The sequence below is a fragment of the Candidatus Cybelea sp. genome, assembly GCA_036489315.1.
GTDB lineage: Bacteria > Vulcanimicrobiota > Vulcanimicrobiia > Vulcanimicrobiales > Vulcanimicrobiaceae > Cybelea.
In genome coordinates, this window is record DASXFZ010000012.1 from 82,240 (window position 1) to 101,258 (window position 19,019).

At 64.1% G+C, this 19,019-nt stretch carries 17 protein-coding genes and 1 pseudogene; 13 read left to right on the forward strand and 5 right to left on the reverse strand.

Annotation, left to right across the window (positions count from 1 at the left end):
- Positions 1 to 36 precede the first annotated feature (36 nt).
- Positions 37 to 192, forward strand: coding sequence for a hypothetical protein (locus VGG51_03210; GenBank protein HEY1882035.1), 156 nt, complete (start codon positions 37 to 39; stop codon positions 190 to 192).
- Here the strand turns inward: VGG51_03210 and VGG51_03215 are convergent.
- Together VGG51_03215 and VGG51_03220 are read right to left on the reverse strand one after the other, a co-directional pair.
- On the reverse strand, positions 182 to 715 hold the full coding sequence (locus tag VGG51_03215) for a type 1 glutamine amidotransferase domain-containing protein (GenBank protein HEY1882036.1): 534 nt from the start codon (positions 713 to 715) through the stop codon (positions 182 to 184). The genes VGG51_03210 and VGG51_03215 overlap by 11 nt on opposite strands.
- Before the next feature lie 64 nt (positions 716 to 779).
- Complete coding sequence (locus tag VGG51_03220) at positions 780 to 3,017, reverse strand: SpoIIE family protein phosphatase (GenBank protein ID HEY1882037.1); 2,238 nt, start codon at positions 3,015 to 3,017, stop codon at positions 780 to 782.
- Positions 3,018 to 3,298: 281 nt separating this feature from the next.
- Here VGG51_03220 and VGG51_03225 point away from each other — a divergent pair, with 281 nt between their 5' ends.
- Both VGG51_03225 and VGG51_03230 read left to right on the forward strand, forming a co-directional pair.
- Complete coding sequence (locus tag VGG51_03225; GenBank protein HEY1882038.1) at positions 3,299 to 3,457, forward strand: lmo0937 family membrane protein; 159 nt, start codon at positions 3,299 to 3,301, stop codon at positions 3,455 to 3,457.
- A 6-nt stretch (positions 3,458 to 3,463) separates the two neighbouring features.
- Positions 3,464 to 3,856: a DUF6496 domain-containing protein gene (locus tag VGG51_03230; protein HEY1882039.1), complete on the forward strand. Its 393-nt coding sequence runs from the start codon at positions 3,464 to 3,466 to the stop codon at positions 3,854 to 3,856.
- On the opposite strand, the gene VGG51_03235 is transcribed toward VGG51_03230, so the two are convergent.
- On the reverse strand, positions 3,853 to 4,080 hold the full coding sequence (locus VGG51_03235; GenBank protein HEY1882040.1) for a hypothetical protein: 228 nt from the start codon (positions 4,078 to 4,080) through the stop codon (positions 3,853 to 3,855). The two genes, VGG51_03230 and VGG51_03235, sit on opposite strands and share 4 nt — an antisense overlap.
- A 320-nt stretch (positions 4,081 to 4,400) precedes the next feature.
- On the opposite strand from VGG51_03235, the pseudogene rpoC reads away from it, so the two are divergent.
- The 10 genes and pseudogenes from rpoC to VGG51_03285 all read left to right on the forward strand — a co-directional run bounded on the left by rpoC (position 4,401) and on the right by VGG51_03285 (position 17,060).
- Positions 4,401 to 7,880: pseudogene (rpoC, locus tag VGG51_03240) on the forward strand (DNA-directed RNA polymerase subunit beta').
- 386 nt (positions 7,881 to 8,266) lie between these two features.
- Positions 8,267 to 9,604: a hypothetical protein gene (locus VGG51_03245; protein ID HEY1882041.1), complete on the forward strand. Its 1,338-nt coding sequence runs from the start codon at positions 8,267 to 8,269 to the stop codon at positions 9,602 to 9,604.
- A 14-nt stretch (positions 9,605 to 9,618) separates the two neighbouring features.
- Complete coding sequence (locus tag VGG51_03250) at positions 9,619 to 10,314, forward strand: hypothetical protein (protein HEY1882042.1); 696 nt, start codon at positions 9,619 to 9,621, stop codon at positions 10,312 to 10,314.
- Positions 10,315 to 10,415: 101 nt separating this feature from the next.
- Positions 10,416 to 10,799, forward strand: a complete 384-nt coding sequence (locus VGG51_03255; protein ID HEY1882043.1) for a cupin domain-containing protein — start codon at positions 10,416 to 10,418, stop codon at positions 10,797 to 10,799.
- On the forward strand, positions 10,796 to 11,503 hold the full coding sequence (locus VGG51_03260; GenBank protein ID HEY1882044.1) for an amino acid racemase: 708 nt from the start codon (positions 10,796 to 10,798) through the stop codon (positions 11,501 to 11,503). Before VGG51_03255 ends, VGG51_03260 begins: the two co-directional genes overlap by 4 nt.
- Positions 11,504 to 11,629: 126 nt before the next feature.
- Positions 11,630 to 13,138, forward strand: coding sequence for an efflux RND transporter periplasmic adaptor subunit (locus VGG51_03265; protein HEY1882045.1), 1,509 nt, complete (start codon positions 11,630 to 11,632; stop codon positions 13,136 to 13,138).
- On the forward strand, positions 13,138 to 13,839 hold the full coding sequence (locus VGG51_03270; GenBank protein ID HEY1882046.1) for an ABC transporter ATP-binding protein: 702 nt from the start codon (positions 13,138 to 13,140) through the stop codon (positions 13,837 to 13,839). The genes VGG51_03265 and VGG51_03270 overlap by 1 nt, the downstream gene beginning before the upstream one ends.
- The gene (locus tag VGG51_03275) at positions 13,836 to 15,053 is read left to right on the forward strand and encodes an ABC transporter permease (GenBank protein ID HEY1882047.1); all 1,218 of its coding nucleotides are present in this window, start codon (positions 13,836 to 13,838) and stop codon (positions 15,051 to 15,053) included. Before VGG51_03270 ends, VGG51_03275 begins: the two co-directional genes overlap by 4 nt.
- On the forward strand, positions 15,050 to 15,718 hold the full coding sequence (locus VGG51_03280; GenBank protein ID HEY1882048.1) for a response regulator transcription factor: 669 nt from the start codon (positions 15,050 to 15,052) through the stop codon (positions 15,716 to 15,718). Before VGG51_03275 ends, VGG51_03280 begins: the two co-directional genes overlap by 4 nt.
- On the forward strand, positions 15,711 to 17,060 hold the full coding sequence (locus VGG51_03285) for a HAMP domain-containing sensor histidine kinase (protein HEY1882049.1): 1,350 nt from the start codon (positions 15,711 to 15,713) through the stop codon (positions 17,058 to 17,060). The genes VGG51_03280 and VGG51_03285 overlap by 8 nt, the downstream gene beginning before the upstream one ends.
- 44 nt (positions 17,061 to 17,104) lie before the next feature.
- On the opposite strand, the gene VGG51_03290 is transcribed toward VGG51_03285, so the two are convergent.
- Positions 17,105 to 18,490: an FAD-binding oxidoreductase gene (locus VGG51_03290; GenBank protein ID HEY1882050.1), complete on the reverse strand. Its 1,386-nt coding sequence runs from the start codon at positions 18,488 to 18,490 to the stop codon at positions 17,105 to 17,107.
- Positions 18,491 to 18,496: 6 nt separating this feature from the next.
- Entirely contained in the window at positions 18,497 to 18,949 is a 453-nt protein-coding gene (locus tag VGG51_03295; protein ID HEY1882051.1) for a cupin domain-containing protein, read from the reverse strand.
- Between the last annotated feature and the right edge of the window lie 70 nt (positions 18,950 to 19,019).

Below are 19,019 nucleotides of genomic sequence, written 5' to 3' on the forward strand. Positions count from 1 at the left end.
GCCTTGAGAGCCGAGAAACCCGGGTACAAGCCAAGCATGGCTGAGATATTTGGAACGGCGGGCGACCCGGTCGCGGTGAGCGGCCAATACGAGTGCTCGCAGTGCGGGTTTCGCCGACACCTCACGGCCGGCGAAGTCTTCCCCGCCGATCACCATCCGGAGAAACCCTGGACGCTCTACCTCACCGATTGAGCAGCGACTGCACCGCTTCGTTGAAGGCGGGGATGTCCTTCGGCCCGCGGCTCGTGACGAGGTTTCGGTCGATGACGACTTCGCGATCGATCCACTCCGCACCGGCGTTGCGCAGATCGTCGGCGATTGTCGGCCAACTGGTCAGCGTGCGGCCGCGAGCGAGCCCTGCGGATGCGAGCAGCCACGGCGCGTGGCAGATGACGGCAATCGGTTTTTCCCGTTCGTTCATTTGTGCAACGAATCGCTGGGCCCGTTCGTCGGTGCGCATGCCGTCGGCGTTCAGCGCGCCTCCCGGGAGCAGCACGGCGTCGTAGTCCTCGGGCGAGACTTCGTCGAGCGTCTTATCGACGCCGACCTTTATCGTCGGCTGGTGATGTTTAAAAGCCTGGATCGGCTCGGTCTTTTGCGAGATGATCTCGACTTTTGCGCCCGAATCGCGGAGCGATTTTGTAGGCTCGGTAAGCTCGGACTCTTCGAAACCGTCGGTAACGAGGACGGCGACTCGTTTCTGTTTCTCGTTCACCTTGGCCGTATGCCCGTCGGCTGCGCTTAGATAACGCGCTTGGCGTATGCTCGCTCAGATGACGCTAGGGTGAGACGGACATGGCGGCGGTGACGTGAGCGCCGAAGCCGGGAAGGATCTCGACGTCGACGCGCGCGCCGAGACGCCCGACGAGCCAAAGATCGTGATCGTAATCGCGGCGCGCGTTCTCATTGCCGCGCGCCACGACATGCAGCACCGGCGCGCCGGCGCACCACTCGAGGGCGACTTCGACCGGACCTTCCGAGTGCTGCGCGATGCTCGCGCTCAGCTCACCGAAGATCAGCTCGCCGTTTTTGACGCTGCGTTCGGGCATGCCGGCCGCGTCGAGGGCGGCGGCGAATTCACGGCGCGCCAGCTTCGCGGCGTTCCAGTCGCGCGATTCGAATCGCCAGCGGCGGCACTTGAGGAAGTTTACCGTAAGGATCGCGACATCGTCGGGTGATTGACCGCGCAGGCAGTACTCTTCGATGAAGCGTGCGGGGTTCTCAACGTAGAGAATTGCCCGACTGCCGACCGCTTCGAGCAGCAGGCGTTCGCCGCGCAGAGTGTCGTGCGTCGCTTCCGTCAATCCATCGGAGTAGAACGTCAGCAGGGCCGGTTCGCTGAGCCGTTTGCTGATCGGGCTCGCCGGCTCGCCGGCGGAGCGCAGCCCGAGCGGGAGTCCGTCGGCTTCGAGTTCCTGGATCGTACCGTCGCGCATGCGTAGGAGCGGATATGGGTGCCCGGCGTTGGCGTAGGCGATCGTCAGCGTGCGCGGATCGAAGACCGCAACGAACGCCGTGGCGATGGCGGCCGGAAAGCGGCGTAAGAGAATCCGCTCGGCGGCGTCGAGGATTCTCGCGGGATTGGGTTCGTACATCGCGACCACGTTGATCGAGTGGCGCAGCTTGCCCATCACCGCCGAGGCCTCGAGGCCGTGACCGGTGACGTCGCCGACACTGAAGAGCACGCGATGCTCGTCGAGATCGTAGGCGTCGTACCAGTCTCCGCCCACTTGCACCTCAGAGGAAGCGGGGCGATAGATCGCGCTCAGCGTCGCATTTTCAACTTTCGCGAGCAGCGGAGGAAGGGTAGCGTGCTGGAGCGTCTGGATCAGACGGCGTTCGCGAACAACGTTTTCCGCGCGATCGAGCGCATTCGAAGCGCGCCGGCCAATCTCTTCGAGCAGCTCGAGATCCTCGGCTCCGTAGCGGCGGCTGTTCGAACAGGCAACGATCGCGCCGTAGACGGCGTCGCCCGCGTAGAGCGGAACCATCATCCATGAGAGCGGACGGACCGCTTCCGACAGCGGGCCGAATTTCAAGAGCGTTCCGTTGCGCAGCGAACGGCGCGCGGCGAGATGTTCGACGAACTCGCGTTCGCTCTCTTCGTGCAGATTCGCCGCCGTTCCGGAACGCGCGAGGACGCGCAAGCTCTCGCCGCTCAGCTCCGCAGCAATCGCGTAGTCCGCGAAGCGCTCGACGATCTCATCGAGCAGCAAGGAAAGCGTCTCTGCACCCCCGACGGTCGCGAAGAGCCGGTCCGTTATCCGCGCGAGAAAGCGAAGCCGCTCGGTGACGTGCCGCTCGCGTTCGAAAGTCTTGATGTTTTCCAGCGCCATCGCCAGCTGGCGCGCGACGATGACGCCGACATCCTGCTCGCGTGCAGCAAAACTCGAGCGGCGCTCCGACTCGAAGAAGACCGCCGCGCCGGCGCAGCTCGTTCCCGCGAGCAGCGGCACGGCGAGCAGCGAGCGTACGTTCTCCGGCGGCGCCGGCTTCGCGGCGGCGAGCATCAGTTGCGGCTCCTTCGAACGCAGCGCTGCATCGACGGCGACGGTCAGCGATTCCGCGCGCAGCGGCGCCGTGGAGCGGCCGTCGGTGAAGCCCTCGAGCTGCACCGCGCCCGCGTCGTCGAAGGTAAAGATGGCGCACCCATCGGCGAACTCGACGGTGGCGGCTTCGATGAAGCGGTTAACGATCGTGGAGCGGTTGAGCGACGACGACAGCGCCGCGGTAGCTTCTGAAATAAAGCGCGTGCCGGCATCGGCGAAGCGCTCGACTTCGGTAGCGTGCCCGGACCAATAGAGCACTTCGTCGCGATTGTCGAAGACCGGCACAGCCTGCACGAGGAAGTTGCGCAGCGCCGAGCCGCCCGCGGCGCGCACGTGGTAGACGGCGCTGAAGCGCTCCGCACAGCGCAGGGCTTTGCCCCACAGCGCATCGACCTGCGTGACCTCGGTTTCATCGAGGCGCCCCTGCCCCTCGGAGCGAGCCGGACGGCAGACAAGGACGTTCGTCACGATGCCGGAGGGACCCGCTTGCCAGAGCACGTCGCACGCCCGCGCGATAACCGCACGAATGGAGCAAATACTCCTCTCGCCGGCCGAAAACGACGGCTCAGATTCCGGGAACGGTTTCATCACTTTGAAAATCCAGCCAGGCGGTCTCTTTTCGGCCCTCGATGCTCGGGAAACTGCACGTCGCCGTTTTCTAATTATGAGGAGGTGCATTGGGCGGGCGCAATTGGGGTAAAGTGGCAGGCAATGATTACGTTCGATGCCACCACGCGCAAGGAGAGTACATGGTAGGACTACTTTGGACGATTATTGTGATTCTGTTCGTTTTCTGGCTGTTGGGGTTTTTGCTCCACTTCGGAGGCGGGCTGATCCATCTGATTCTGCTGATCGTCGTTATTCTGATCGTCGTCAACCTGATCACCGGCCGAGGCGCGCGGGTCTAACCCTCGATGCCGGCACGTAAGAAGAAGACCACGCGCAGAAAAGCCGCATCGCGCAAAGGCGCGGGACGACGAAAGACGACCGTGCGCCGGAAGAGCACGGGCCGGAAGAAGAGCACGGGCCGGAAGAAGAGCACCGGCCGGAAGAAGAGCACCGGCCGGAAGAAAACTGCCGGTCGGAAAAAGACCCGCAAGAAGGCAAGCGCACGTAAGTATAGCCGCAAGTCCGGCAAGAAGGTCGAACGCGTGATGCGCGAGATGAAGGCCGGCAAGCTCAAATCCGGCCGCTCCGGCCGAAAGGTGACGAGCCGCAAGCAGGCGATTGCCATCGGGCTGAGCGAGGCGCGGGCTGAGGGCGACAAGGTCCCCACGCGCAAGCGGGCCTCGCGAAAGAAAAGCTAGACGACACCTCGATCGAAGCGCCTGACCCGTGCTTCCTTCATAAGGCGCAGCAGCTCGGCGGTGAGGTACTCGATCGCCTCGTCGGGCGGATAGCTCGAGAGCTCCTCTCGGCAGATCCGCACGACAACCATCACCGCCTCGCTTAAGCCGAGCTGCGGTGTGTGCGTGGCCTGTTGCGCCGCGTGGGCCTTTATGCGGGCCCACACCTTGTCCATCTCCGTCATAACTAAGGCCCTTCAGGGGCAGGGTTGTTATGATTTGGAGCAAGGGTACCACCGATTGGCTGGATCGTCTATAGGCTACCTTCGACCGCCCTTCGACCGCCCTTCGACAGGCTCAGGGTGACACGGCACCCCACGGCAGCTCGGAGGTGACATTGGTAGACGTCCCGTGATATAATGCCCCTCTGTGCCCCGCGCCAGGAGCGACGGTGGGAGCCCCTACGTGACGACGTGGGTCTGGCCTTCCCTGCGTAAGCGCCGGCGCCGTGGGCCCGCTGGAGTTCCATCCTTTGAACCTAATTGACGTCAACAACTTCGACGCAATGCGCATCGGCCTGGCGTCGCCGGAGCAAATTCGCGCGTGGTCGTTCGGAGAAGTCAAAAAGCCCGAGACCATCAATTACCGTACGCTCAAGCCCGAGCGCGACGGCCTCTTTTGCGAGAAGATCTTCGGCCCGACCAAAGACTGGGAATGCCACTGCGGCAAGTACAAGCGCATCCGCTTTAAAGGGATGATCTGCGACCGCTGCGGCGTCGAGATCACCCGCGCCAAGGTGCGCCGCGAGCGGATGGGCCACATCGAGCTCGCGACGCCGGTCAGTCACATCTGGTATCTTAAGGGCGTACCGAGCCGCATCGGCATCCTGCTCGACATGTCGCCGCGCCAGCTCGAGAAGGTCATCTACTTCGCGGCCTACGTCGTCATCGATCCGGGCGACACGACGCTGACCAAGCGTGAGGTCCTTTCCGAGCAGAAGTATCGCGAAGCGCGCGACAAATTCGGCAACCGCTTCAAAGCGGGCATGGGCGCCGAGGCGATCCGCGAGCTGCTGCGCGACCTCAACCTGCGTAAGATCCAAGAAGATCTGCGCAAAGAATTCAAGGAGACCAGCGGCCAGAAGCGCCTCAAGGCGATCAAGCGGCTGGAGGTCGTCGAAGCTTTTTTGAACAGCGGCAACCGTCCCGAGTGGATGGTGCTCGCTGCGGTGCCGGTTATCGCGCCGGAGCTGCGCCCGATGGTTCAGCTCGACGGCGGCCGCTTTGCAACCTCGGATCTCAACGACCTCTACCGGCGCGTGATCAATCGCAACAACCGCCTCAAGCGGCTGCTCGAACTCAACGCGCCCGAGATCATCATCAAGAACGAAAAGCGCATGCTGCAAGAAGCGGTCGATGCGCTGATCGATAACGGGCGTCGTGGGCGTCCGGTTACCGGGCCTAACAATCGTCCGCTCAAGTCGCTCTCGGATATTCTCAAGGGTAAGCAGGGCCGCTTCCGGCAGAACCTGCTCGGCAAGCGCGTCGACTACTCGGGCCGTTCGGTCATCGTCGTCGGACCCTCGCTCAAGCTGCACCAGTGCGGTCTGCCCAAAGAGATGGCGCTCGAACTCTTCAAGCCGTTCGTGATGAAGAAGCTCGTCGACCGCGGGCTCGCGCACAACATCAAGAGCGCGAAGCGCATGGTCGAGCGGGTACGCCCGGAAGTCTGGGACGTGCTCGAAGAAGTGATCAAGGAGCATCCGGTGCTGCTCAACCGCGCGCCAACGCTCCATCGCTTAGGCATTCAAGCCTTCGAGCCGGTGCTCGTCGAGGGTAAGGCGATTCACCTGCATCCGCTGGTCTGCACGCCGTACAACGCCGACTTCGACGGCGACCAGATGGCGGTGCACTTGCCGCTCTCGGCAGGCGCGCAGGCCGAGGCGCGCATCCTGATGCTCTCCTCGAACAACATCCTGCTGCCGGCGTACGGCAACCCGGTCTCGATTCCGACACAAGACATGGTGCTCGGACTCTACTACCTCACGTTCCAACGCGATCAGTATGCCGGTCCCGCGAAGGCCGCGATGACCGACGAAACCGAGCAGATCACTCGGCCGAGGAAGAGGAACGCTCCCGACGGCGACGTCCCCGGCGCGCTTCCGACATTCTTCGACGCGAAAGAAGCCATCACGGCGTACGAGACCAAGCAGATCAGCCTGCAAGAGTGGATCTACGTGCGCTGGAAGGGCGAGCTGATCAAGACGACCGTTGGGCGCTCTATCTTCAACATGGCTTTCCCGGACCGGTGGAACCACGAGTTCGTCAACCGCATCATCGATAAGGGCGGCCTGAAGAAGACGATCACGGACTGCTATCGCCGCTACGGCAATGCCGAAACGGCGCGCTTCCTCGACGCGATCAAGGAACTCGGCTTCCACTACGCCACGCTCTCGGGAACGACGGTCTCGATCAACGACGTCGTGGTGCCGGAGAGCAAGTACGAGATCGTCGGTGCGGCGCAGGACGAAGTCGACGAGCTGCATCGTCTGTACGAGCAAGGCTTCATCTCCGAAGACGAGCGGTACAACAAGACCATCGACATCTGGTCGAAGGCCTCTGACGAGGTTACGAGCGCCATGCAGGCCTCGCAGAATCCACTCAACCCGGTCTTCATGATGGCGACCTCGGGTGCGCGCGGTTCGATCGCGCAGGTCAAACAGCTCGGCGGCATGCGCGGCTTGATGTCCGACCCGTCGGGCCGGATTCTCGAGATCCCCGTTAAGGCGTCGCTCAAAGAAGGCCTAACGGTCCTTGAGTACTTCATCTCGACGCACGGCGCGCGCAAGGGTCTTGCCGACACCGCGCTGCGTACGGCCGACTCCGGTTACTTGACGCGCCGTCTCGTCGACGTCGCGCAAGACGTCATTGTCCGCGAGGAAGATTGCGGCACGGCCAACGGGATCGTCGTCAGCGATATCCGCGCGGGCAAGGAGGTCATCGAGCCGCTCATCGACCGGATCATCGGCCGCCGCGCGGCCGAAGAGGTTCGCATCGATCCAAAGCGTCCGACGACGGCGATCGTCACGCGCGACGCCGAGATCGACGAAGAGAAGGCCAAGGCGCTCATCGACAACGGCATCACCGAAGTGAAGATTCGCTCGGTGCTGACCTGTCAGTCGAAGTACGGCGTCTGCTCGATGTGCTACGGTCGCGATCTGGCGGCGGGCAACCGCGCCGATATCGGCACGGCCGTCGGCATCATCGCGGCGCAGTCGATCGGTGAACCGGGTACGCAGCTGACGCTGCGAACATTCCACACCGGCGGCGTCGCGACCGAAGACATCATCACGGGTCTCCCGCGTGTCGAGGAAATCTTCGAAGCGCGTAAACCCAAGGGTCAGGCGACGATCGTCGAGGTCGGCGGCACGATCCGGTTCGGTGACGAGAAGAACAAGAGAATCATCTACATCACCGATTCGCACGGCGAAGAGCACGAGTACGAGATCCCGCCGGGCACGCACATGATGGTGCAGGAGGGCCAGGCGATCGAGCCGGGCGACCAGCTCAACGAAGGCTCGCTCAACCCGCACGACATCCTGCGCGTCAAGGGCGAGACCGCGCTGCAAAACTACCTGGTTCAGGAAGTGCAGAAGGTCTATCGTTCGCAGGGCGTCGACATCAACGACAAGCACATCGAAGTGATCGTTCGCTCGATGCTGCGCAAGGTCAAGATCGTCGAAGGCGGCGACACGACGCTGCTGCCGGGCCAGCTGGTCGAAGCGGCGGCGTTCCACGAGGCCAACGAACGGATGAAGGCCGCCGGCAAAGAGCTGGCGACCGCGAATCCGGTGCTGCTCGGCGTCACCAAGGCGTCGCTGGCGACGGAGTCGTTCCTCTCGGCCGCGAGCTTCCAAGAGACGACGCGCGTGCTCACCGATGCGGCGATCAAGGGCAAATACGATCCGCTGCTCGGGCTCAAGGAGAACGTCATCATCGGCAAACTGATCCCCGCCGGTACGGGAATGTCGCGGTATCGCAACGTCGACATCGTGCCCGAGGGCCAGGACGTTGACGAGGACGGGCGTCCGCGTCACGAGTTCGAGATGCCCTTTGCGACGATGACCGCCGACGAAGCGGCGCTCGCCGAAGTGATGGGCACCAACGGCGACGGTATGAGCCGGCTCGTGAGCGCTTACGAGCGCAATCGCGAACCGCTCACCGTGCAGTACGAAGGCGAGTACCCGGACCACGCCAACCCGCACGCGTCCCCGACGAAGACGCAGTACGACCGGCTCAAGGGCATCAACCCGGAAGACCTCTAAAGCTTCCACCGCCCACCCTCGAAGGCCCCGCGTTCATCCGCGGGGCCTTTTTCGTAGGGTTTACTCCCCATGCACACGTCGCAAAATGGCCGCTATACTGGCTTGCAATGAACGTGTACTTTCGATTCCTGATCGCGGCCCTCGTTGGATGCATCCTGTGGGGCCTCAGTTCCCGGCTCCCGGCGTCGGCGACGACGAGCGGCAGTTTCCAGACCACGGCAAACCCCGGCGGCGGCGCGGTCCTCACCGGGACCCTGGGGAGTTCGTCGTTGTCCGCCGCGACCGCGACGCTCATGAGGCGCGTGCATGCAGACCTCGGCGCGCGGCCGACGATCGCGCAAGTCGCCGTAGACTCCCGCGATCACTCGCTGGCGCTGCTCTTCACCGCCGCTCGCAACGGCACGCCGTACACCGGGGTGGCGATCGTCACCGCCAACGCTGGTGCGCAGACCGCCGGCGCCGCGCTGTACGATACGTCCGCTCGTTTTCACACGACGATCGGGCCGATGATGCGCCGGCTCCAGGGAATGACCGCGCCCGGGTCACCGAACGCCTCTACCGGAGCCAAACGGCTCGCTCCGCCCGAACAACTGATCCCCCACCCCTTCACCGACGGAACCGGCAGCATCAGCATTCCCGCTGACTGGACGCTCAACGCCGGCGGCGGGAGCGCGATGGCGAGCGGGCCCGGCGGCGGCGCGCAGGTCTCCTACAACATGCATTTCACGGGGATCGATCCCTCGAACCCGCGCGCGCAAATGTTCCTGCGCACGGCCTCGCCGCTGGCGCGCGAGAATTTGCACGGCGCCGTGCTGCCCTATACGGGCGATCCGGTTCAATCTTGGGTTGCCATGTACAAGGCGCTGGCCCAGCAGCGTGGATTGCAGGCGCAGATTCACGTGATTCGCTCGACACCGGCGGGTCCGTCGGCCGCCGACATCACCGGTACGCTGGGCAGCGGGGCGAAGACGATCCACTTCATCGCGCACGCGTTCGTGCTGCCGCCGAATCCGAATGGCTTGTGGGGGCTGTCGGACAGCCATATCTTCGTGAATGAGTCGCAGGTCGCACGCCAGGCCGAGACGGCAAATGCGGTTCTCAATAGCGTCCGCATCAACTTCGGCGCGGTAGCCGCGCAAGAAGACGCGATTCGCCAGAGCTTCCAGAAGATGTTCGAAGCCGATATCGCTAACGACAGAGCGGCCGATGCGGCGCGTCAAGAGCGAACCGACGAGGCGCTGGCGAGCGATCGCGCGGCTCAAGAGGGCATGCACCGACAGGCCGTCGCGATGGAGAACTACTCGCTCGATCGGGCGGTCGTCGTCAACACGCAAACCGGCGAGCACAGCACCATCGGCGCCGGCTTCGCCGACACACTCGTTGAAGCGAACTCGAACTATCAGAAGGTACCTGCAGCCGATCTGCTGCGCGGCGTCGACTACTAGCCGGCACCGCTGCGATGTCGCCGATCGGCGCGGACCGGACGTGGAGGTTCAGCCTCGCAACGCGGATCGCGCTGGGATTCTTAGCAGTCTTCATGTTCGGGATCTCGGCGCTGCTCTTCGGTCTGCCGTACGCATACAGCGCAGACCGGAGCGGCGAGTGGATGGTGCTTCTCACCGGGGTCGTGACCACGGGGTTCGGTCTCTTCGCGACCTTCGGCTTGGTCGCCGCCGTGCGAACTCGCGTCACCCTCGGCGCGGCGACGCTCGAGGCGAGGGTGATCGCGGGACACAGCCGGCTCTTGGTGCCGCACTTCCGCGAGGTCCGGCTGCCGCTGTCGGATATCCGCGCCGTCGAACGACGCTCTGAGATATTCACGACGCTGGGTTTTTCCACGATGCGCGACGCGTTGTCGATCGTGACGGCCGAAGGCGAACGGATCGGTCTGTTCAGCAACACGCTGGGAAACGCGAGCACGCTGCCGCTGGACGAAGTCGCGAGCGCCATCGCCGCCGCTTCCGGTATCGCGGTTACCGACGACGGCACCGTTCGCGCGAAAGGGTCGGGCCTGTACGGCGCGGCGTCGTCCTCCTGGAGCGAGGCTCCGCTCGACGATACAAGCGCGAGGAAAGCGCGCCGAGCGGCGATCGCAACGGTACAATTTTGCGCGGTGCTGCTGCTGCTGACGCTCGTGCTGCGAGCCTGCCTCTGAGCTCGGCCGCCTGCGGCTGTGAGAATATTTGAGACTTCGAAGACGGTTGACACGCGCTTCGCACGCTAGGCTATACTCGTTGTGAAAAGGAGCCTGAAGCCGTGCACGAAGCGTTGCCCGCGAACTTTCACAATAACGAAGACGTCAAGTACGGAATGCTGCGCCTGGTCGATATCCCGGCCGAGGTTGCCGCCAACGCGCCCTGGTTCAATCAGACGCTGACGACGGTCAACGACGCGGTCATCCGTTTGGGAATCTTCGAAGGTGATTTTCCGTGGCACAAGCATATCGAGCAAGACGAGTTCTTCCTCGTGCTCGACGGCGAGTTTACGCTCGATATCGAAGGGCACGACTCGGTCGTGCTGCAGCGGCACCAAGGCTTCACCATCCCCAAAGGCACGATCCACCGGCCGCGCTCGCCGCACAAGTCGGTCGTGCTGATGGTGGAGTCGCTGGGCATCGTGGCAACGGGAGACGCGGCGTGAAGCACATCGGGATCGTCGGCTGTTCGCACGAGGGCGCCGCGCTCTGCTACCGCACGATCTGCGCCATGGGCGCGCAGCACCTCGGCGGACACGCGCATCCGGAAGTCTCCCTGCACTCGTACTCGTTCGGCGACTACGTCGAGTGTCTGGAGGCGGGCAATTGGGGCGGCGTCGCAGACCTCATGGTGGGGTCCGCGGAGAAACTCGCGGCCGCCGGTGCCGATTTCCTGATCTGCCCGGATAACACGATTCACGAAGTGCAGCCGGAGGCGGCGAGCCGAACCGAGCTGCCGTGGCTGCACATCGCCGAAGTCGTGCGCGACGAGGCGCTGCAGCGCGGTTTTTCGCGGATCGGCCTGATGGGGACGCGCTGGCTGGTCGACGGTCCGGTCTATCCCAGCGCCTTTTCGGCCGTCGGCTTGGAGTATCTGCGCCCCGACGCAGCGGATCGCGCGACCGTCAATCGGATCATTCTGGAGGAGCTCGTGCGAGGCGAGTTCCATCTCAAATCGGCCGACGAACTCATCGGTGTGACGGAGCACTTCGAAGCCGCCGGCTGCGACGCGGTCGTGCTCGGGTGCACGGAACTCCCGCTCGTGCTCGACGACTCGAATTCCGCCGTGCCGGTGCTCGACTCGACGAGGCTTCTCGCGCGGGCGGCCGTGCGGCGCGCCACCGGCGAAACGGTTGGCGCTTCGAATTAAGCGCGACGCTTTAGCGGTCAGGACGCCCAAGTCTACGCGACGTCGTCGATCGCGGCCCTAATCTGCGTTTAAGCGAAGGCGGCAGACTCTCCACTGGTTGTCAGGTGTCCCCATTAGAGTTGATCCATGATGTCGTCAATCACGATTCCTCGCCCCAACGGCCTCGGAGGACTCTCCGGCGCCATCGCACGGCTGCCGCGTTGGCTCCTGCCGGCGGCGGGCGTGCTGCTCGCCGGGCTCGCGCTTTGGGCCGTTCTGCATTCCCGCTCGCACGCGCAAATGATCACCGCGCCCGTCGTGACGCAGACCCTCGTCCAATCGATAACCGCTTCCGGCACCGTCAATCCGCAGAACCTCATTTCGGTCGGTACACAGGTATCCGGGACGATCGCTTCGATCGACGCCGACTACAACACGAAGGTCGAGCAAGGACAAGTGCTGGCGCGTCTCGACACGAGCACCCTTGCGGCGCAGCTCGATCAAGCGCGCGCCGCCGTCGCGCAAGCGCAGGCTCAAGTCTCTGCGGCCGCCGGCAGTGCCAGCAGCGCTGCTTCCGGTATTGCGGTCGCAAACGCAAACGACGCGGCCGAAGCCGCCGCGATGGCGTCGGCGAAGGCAAACGTCGGCAAAACCCAAGCGGCGCTGACGCTCGCCCAGAAAACCGAAAGCCGTGACGCCGCGCTGCTCGCGCAGGGATACGTCGCACAGAGTGCAGTCGATGCCGATCGCGCCGGCGTCGCGCAGGATCAGAGTGACGTCGCCGCAGCGCAGGCCGCGGTCGCGCAGGCGCAGGCGCAAGTGATGGCCGGCGCCGCAACGGTCAACGAACAGTCGTCGACGGCGAACGGTCAAGCCGCGAGCGTCCAGGCCGCGCAGGCAAACGTGCTCGCGGCCCAAGCGGTCGTGCGGCAAGACGAGCTCAACCTGCAGCACGCGGTCATTACCTCGCCGGTCGACGGAACCGTCGTCGCCCGCGACGTGTCGGTCGGTCAGACCGTCGCCGCGTCCCTGCAGACGCCGACACTCTTTTCGATCGCGCAGAACCTGGCGAAAATGGAAGTCGATATCAACGTTGGCGAACCTGATATCGGGGGAGTCAAGGCTCGAGACCAGGTGAACTTTTCGGTCCTTGCCTACCCGAACAAAACCTTCCACGGTACGGTCGCTCAGGTTCGCATCAACCCGCAGACGCTCAACAACGTCGTCACCTACGACGTCGTGGTCTACGCAGGTAATACCGGCGGAGAACTGCTGCCCGGCATGACCGCAAATGCGACGATTGCTGTCGCGAACGCACCCGACGCACTGACCGTGCCGGTAGGCGCGCTGCACACCGCGGCGACAGGATCGTCCACGCCGTGGGGAAGCGTCAGCGGCTCGGCTACGAGCGGTGTCTCGGCCGGCTCCGCCGCAACGCTCACGGTCGATCGTGCCGGCAGACCGACGCCCATTCACGTGAAAGTCGCGTTGAGCAATGGAACGCTCGCGGCGGTGCTGCCGCTCGGCACGGATACGCTCGCCGACGGCGATCGGGTCGTCACCGGCTGGGCGACAAACCAGCGCGGCCCGCGGACCGGCAGCAGTTCCCCGATGGGCGGCTCACCGGTGCGCAGCGCGGTGCGAGGGATACACTGATGAACGCCGTCGTCGAAGTCAACGGTCTGCGCAAGGAATACGCACTCGGCGGCGAGCGGGTGCACGCACTGCGGGGCGTCGATCTGCGTCTCGAGCCCGGCGAGTTCGTCGCCGTCATGGGGCCTTCGGGCTCGGGAAAGTCGACCTTCATGCACGTTGTCGGGCTTCTCGACACGCCGACGGCAGGCACGTACCGCTTCGAAGGCACCGACGTCTCGGGCCTCGGGGCCGACGAGCGCGCCGATATCCGCGGCAGCCGCCTGGGCTTCGTTTTTCAAGCGTACAACCTGCTGCCGCGCACGAGTGCCATCGAGAACGTGGAGCTGCCGATGGTCTACGCCGGCGCCCACGAAGCCGAGCGCCGCCGTATCGCGACGGCTAAACTGGAACTCGTTGGCATCGCGCAGCTGGCCGGCCATCATCCCAATCAGATGTCCGGCGGCCAGCAGCAGCGGGTCGCCATCGCGCGTTCGCTGGTCAACAATCCCGGGCTGATCCTCGCCGACGAACCGACGGGGGCGCTCGATACGAAGAGCTCGCAAGATGTGATGCGGCTCTTCTCGCACCTCAATGCGGAGCAAGGAATCACGATCATGCTCGTGACGCACGAACCCGAGGTCGCCGCTTATGCGCGCCGCATCGTCACCTTCCGCGACGGCCTCATCACCAGCGACGAAGTAAACGAAAGGCAAGCGGCATGACACTCCAAGCCACCCTCGCGCTCGCTCTAGCAGCGCTGGTTCGCAATAAAGCGAGATCGATGCTCACGATGCTCGGCATCGTCATCGGCGTCGCCGCGGTGATCGTCACGGTCGCAATCGGCGCCGGCGCGCGCACCTCGGTGCAGCAGAGCATCAATAGCCTCGGCTCGAATCTCATCGTCGTGCAGCCCGGAAGCGTCACGCAAACCGGTGCGCGCACCGGTTTCGGCGGCGCATCGACGCTGACGCCCGCCGACGGGCTGGCCCTGGCCAAACTGCCGGGCGTCGCCGCAGTCTCGCCGACGGCTTCGGTGCGCACGCAGGTCGTGGCCGGTGAGAACAACTGGCAAACGACGATCGCCGGCGTCGCGCCGTCGTATACCTTCATTCGCTCGTGGCCGCTGGCCGACGGCCGCTTTATCAGCGAGAGCGACGTCGCGTCGGCGGCCAAGGTCGCGGTGCTCGGGCAGAGCGTCGTTGGGCAGCTCTTTCCGCAGGGCGGCTCGCCGATCGGCCAAACCGTCATCATTAAGGGCGCACCGTTTACCGTCATCGGCACGTTGGCGGCGCTGGGCCAGAGCGGCCTTGGGCAAGACCAGGACGACACCGTCCTGATTCCCTATACTTCCGCGATGGAACGGCTGACGGGGCTCACCACCGTCAACTCGCTGATGGTCTCGGCCGCGAGTGCCGCGGACATCGACTCGGTGCAGCAAAGCGTAACGCAGCTGCTGGAACGGCGCCATCGGATCGTGCCGCCGCTGACCGATGACTTTCAGGTGCGCAATCTGCAGTCGATCGCGCAGGCCGCATCGCAGACGGGGACGGTGATGGAGCTGCTGCTGGCGGGCGTCGCGGCGGTGTCGCTGATCGTCGGCGGAATCGGCATCATGAACATCATGCTCGTCTCGGTAACGGAGCGCACGCGCGAAATCGGCCTGCGCATGTCGGTCGGCGCCCGAGGTGCGACGATCCTGCGGCAGTTCTTGACCGAATCGATCGTCCTCTCGACCATCGGCGGCATCATCGGAATCGTCGCCGGCGTGATCGGCGCACTCGGCGTCGGGCTGTTGACCCAGTGGCCGATGACGATTCCGCCGCAGTGGATCCTTGCATCGGTAGCCTTCTCGGCCATGGTCGGCATCTTCTTCGGCTATTATCCTGCACGGCAGGCGGCACAGCTCAACCCGATCGAGGCCCTGCGATTCGAGTGAACGCACGTATCGCCGTCATCGATGACGAGCCGCACATCCGCGAACTGCTCTCGCTGGCGCTCGGCCACCACAGCTACACGGTTCGCTGTGCCGCCGACGGTGCCGCCGGGCTCCAGCTCGTGCGCGAATGGGCGCCCGACCTGATCGTGCTCGACGTCATGATGCCCAAGGCCAGCGGAATCGAGTTGCTGCCGATGCTTCGGCGTATCACCGATGCTCCGGTCGTCATGCTAAGCGCGCGCGGCGAAGTCGAAGATAAGGTCGAGGGGCTCGCGCACGGCGCGGACGACTATTTGAGCAAGCCGTTCGAAATCTCGGAACTGATCGCGCACGTCGAAGCGAAGCTGCGGCGCCCGCATCTCGAGTCGCGTTCGGTTTTGGAATATGAAGGACTGAGCGTCGACCTCGGCGAGCACGTCGTCGAGCGGGATGGACGCCGGCTCGACCTGTCGCCGCTGGAGTACGCGCTGCTCGTTACGCTCCTGCAGCGGCCGCGACGCGTCTTTACGCGTGAGGAGCTGCTCGACGCCGTTTGGAGCGAGGCCGACGTCGGCACCGGAGCGGTCGAGCGATACATTTCCTATTTGCGCGGCAAGGTCGACGAGGGTTTTGACCGTCCGCTGATCCAGACGGTTCGCGGAGCGGGGTACACACTGCGTGCCTGAGCTCTTCTCGCCGTTTGCCTCGCGTCTCACGCGCGGCTACGTCGTACAGGCCGTCGCTTTGATCGTCTTGGTCGTGGCGACGACGAGCCTGCTGGCGTTCTTGCTGTACGCCGGGTCGTTGAATGAATCGATCGGCTCGGCGGCGCAGCGGGCAACGCTTCGCGCGGCAGCGTACGAGCGCAAAAACGAAGCTTTGCCGGCGTACGCGCCGGCGCTCGCGGAGGAAATCGGCGGTTCTCGCGTACGCGTGCTGGTGTACGATGGCGGACATCATCTCCTCGCGCAAGGCGGTGGGCGAACGCCCGAACCGGGGCGCTTGAGCCGCGCGGCCGCGGGGCTTCTCGGCCTGCATGGATCCGTGGTCGACGTCTCCGGCGGAACGGTCGTCATCGCGCCCGATCTCGGCGGATTCACGCACCTGCTCGAACGTTACTTCGCATTCGTTCTGCCGGTCGGCGGCCTGGCCGTCCTGGCGGCATGGCTGATTGGTCGTACGATCGCGCGCCGGGCGGTCGCGCCGCTCGAGGACGTCGCCGCGGCTTTGCGGCGCATCGCCGGCGGTGACTTCACACCCGAACCCTTACGCTTCCAGGAGAGCGATCTGCGCGCGCTTACCGCTGCATACAACGACGTCGCGCATCGGCTCACTACCGCGACTGCGCAGCGCGAGCGCAACGAGGCGCAGATGCGTCAGTTCGTCGCCGACGCCGGCCACGAGCTGCGAACGCCGCTCACGATCATCATGGGATATCTCGAAGTCTTGCAGCAGGGCGTCGTCAGCGATCCGCAGAGCGTCGCGCGCATCGAGGAGACGATGCTGGCGGAGAGCCGGCGCATGCGCCTCTCGATCGATAAGCTGATCTTGCTCGCGCGCCTCGAGCGGCCGGCCGCGCCGCGTACGGAGCACGTGGACCTCGGCGCGCTGGCTCGACGCGCCGCCGACGAACTGGGCCCACTTGCCGGTCCAGGAAGGATCGTGGTGATCGCGCCGCCGCGAGCCGCGATCGTTGCCGCGGACGAAGCCGAACTCTACGAAGCGATCAAGAACGTTGTCGAAAACGCAGTGCGGTACGCGCCGGCTGCGCCGATCGCGGTGGAGGTGACGGGCAACGCCGACCGGGTTGATCTGAGGGTCAGCGACCGCGGCCCGGGCATGAACGAACAAGACGTCGAACACGCCTTCGATCGTTTCTACCGAGGCAATGCGCGGAGCAGCGGCGAGGGATCGGGGCTTGGCCTTGCGATTGCCAAGCGCGCCGTCGAACGCATTGGCGGTTCCATCGCCATCGAAAGCGCCGTTGACGCCGGGACGCGGGTGAGCATGTCGTTCCCTCTCGGCTGAAAGGGATCGATCGCTCGGCGAGCCCGCAGGCATTGAGGAGACGCCTACGACGGCTTAATATTTTGGTTGATGCAGAACAAGTTGCCGGGATCGTACTTCGCCTTTATGTTCGCCAGACGTGGATAGTTATCGCGATACGCGGATTTGACGAACTCTTCGCCTTCGTCCATTATCATGTTTACGTAGGCGCCTCCGGCCGAAAAGGGATGGAGCTCTAGCCAACAATCCCTTGCCCACTGCATGAGCCGGTCGTTGTTTGAGGGATCGGGATCGACGCCAACGATGACCTCGGCAAAGTTCGCGTCTCGAAAGCTGAATGCTGTGTCGGCGCGCCCCGTGCGGTGCGCCGCACCGTTGAGGGGATAGAGATGTATCGTCGAATGCATGCTCGGAAGGAGCCGCGCATATTTCACGTGGAGATCCACCGAACTATCGGTCAAATCGCGGACGAAGTCGGCCTTCCAGTACCATTGCAAGCCCGCAGGGTAGAGTGGATCGAACATGCTCTGCAGTGCTGGAAAAGGAATCGGGCCCGCAAAGTCCATGATCGGTGGTGCGAACGCTCGAACGGGGCGTAGAGCTGCCTCCGCGCCGGCAAGACCGCCCGTATAGCACCAGACCGTCACGCACATCTTTTTCAAGTGATGCTCGGGCGGAAAGGGCGGCGCCGGCGGCACCGTCACGAATCCGAACCACCCATTGAGATCTTCGGGTGCTTCCAAGATGAAGTCTCGCCATTTGCGAAGTACGTTTGCGCCATCCTCCAGCGGCCAAAAGATCGGACCACCGTACACGGTACCGAGAGAGTTGCCGCGGAACAAAAACGACGTGACGACACCGTAGTTTCCCCCGCCGCCGCGAACCGCCCAAAAGAGATCGGGGTTTTCATCCGTGCTCGCGTGAACGAGGTTTCCGTCGGCCAGGACAATATCGACACTGAGCAGGTTGTCGATCGTTAACCCGTATCGCCGAGTGAGGTAGCCGATTCCGCCGCCCAAGGTGAGTCCCCCGACGCCGGTAGTGGAGACGAAGCCGCTGGGCACGGCTAGCCCGAAGGGGTACGTAGCATGGTCGACGTCGCCCCAAACGCATCCGCCTTCCACGCGAATCGTCCGATTTTCGGGATCGACGCGGATGCCCCTCATGCGCGAGAGGTCGACCACGACTCCATCGTCGCATACGCCGAGGCCGGGGCCGTTGTGGCCCCCGCCGCGCACCGCGAGCGGCAAGCGATTATCGCGAGCAAATCCAACCGCCGCGATCACGTCAGCTACGTCCAGGCACACGGCGATCGCTGCCGGATGGCGGTCGATCATTCCGTTGTAAACCTTTCGAGCCTGCTCGTATCCCCCATCGGCCGGAGTGAGCAGCTCGCCCCGCAATTTCGCGCGCAGCTCGGGAAGTCGTCCTTCGAGATTCGTAGCAGTCATCTTCGACTATTGACCCGTGAGCGTCGTGGACGCCGGCCCAATGCCGTTAATCTGTACGACCGTTTCACCTTTAGCCATAGCATAATGGGGCGTTTCCGGCGGAATCGATACATACGAGCCGGGCGTCAGCGCAAGCATCTTCGAACTATTGAACGACGAGCCGACGCCAACCATGAGCGTTCCGCGAATAACCGTAACGTTCTCCGTGTCGCCGTGCGTATGCGCGGCGATTTTCGTCTCGTTGGGCAGTTCCAAACGCACGGTGTACTGGGACCCGGCCTTGCCGGGATCACCGGAGAGAACCGCCATCCTGGCCTCAGCCGGATACGGCTTTGGCGCTGGACCATACTTCGCTTGATTTGGCATGACGATCGTTGGTTGACCCGCCGCCATCGCGCCCAACGAGCCAACGGCGAGAATGCATGCGAGAGGCAGCAGTGCGGCATGTGAAGCTTTCATGATCGGTCTCCTTTTCGATTCTCTCACGTCCAGCGTGGGAGATAGCGAAGACTAGCGCATGCGGCGTTAG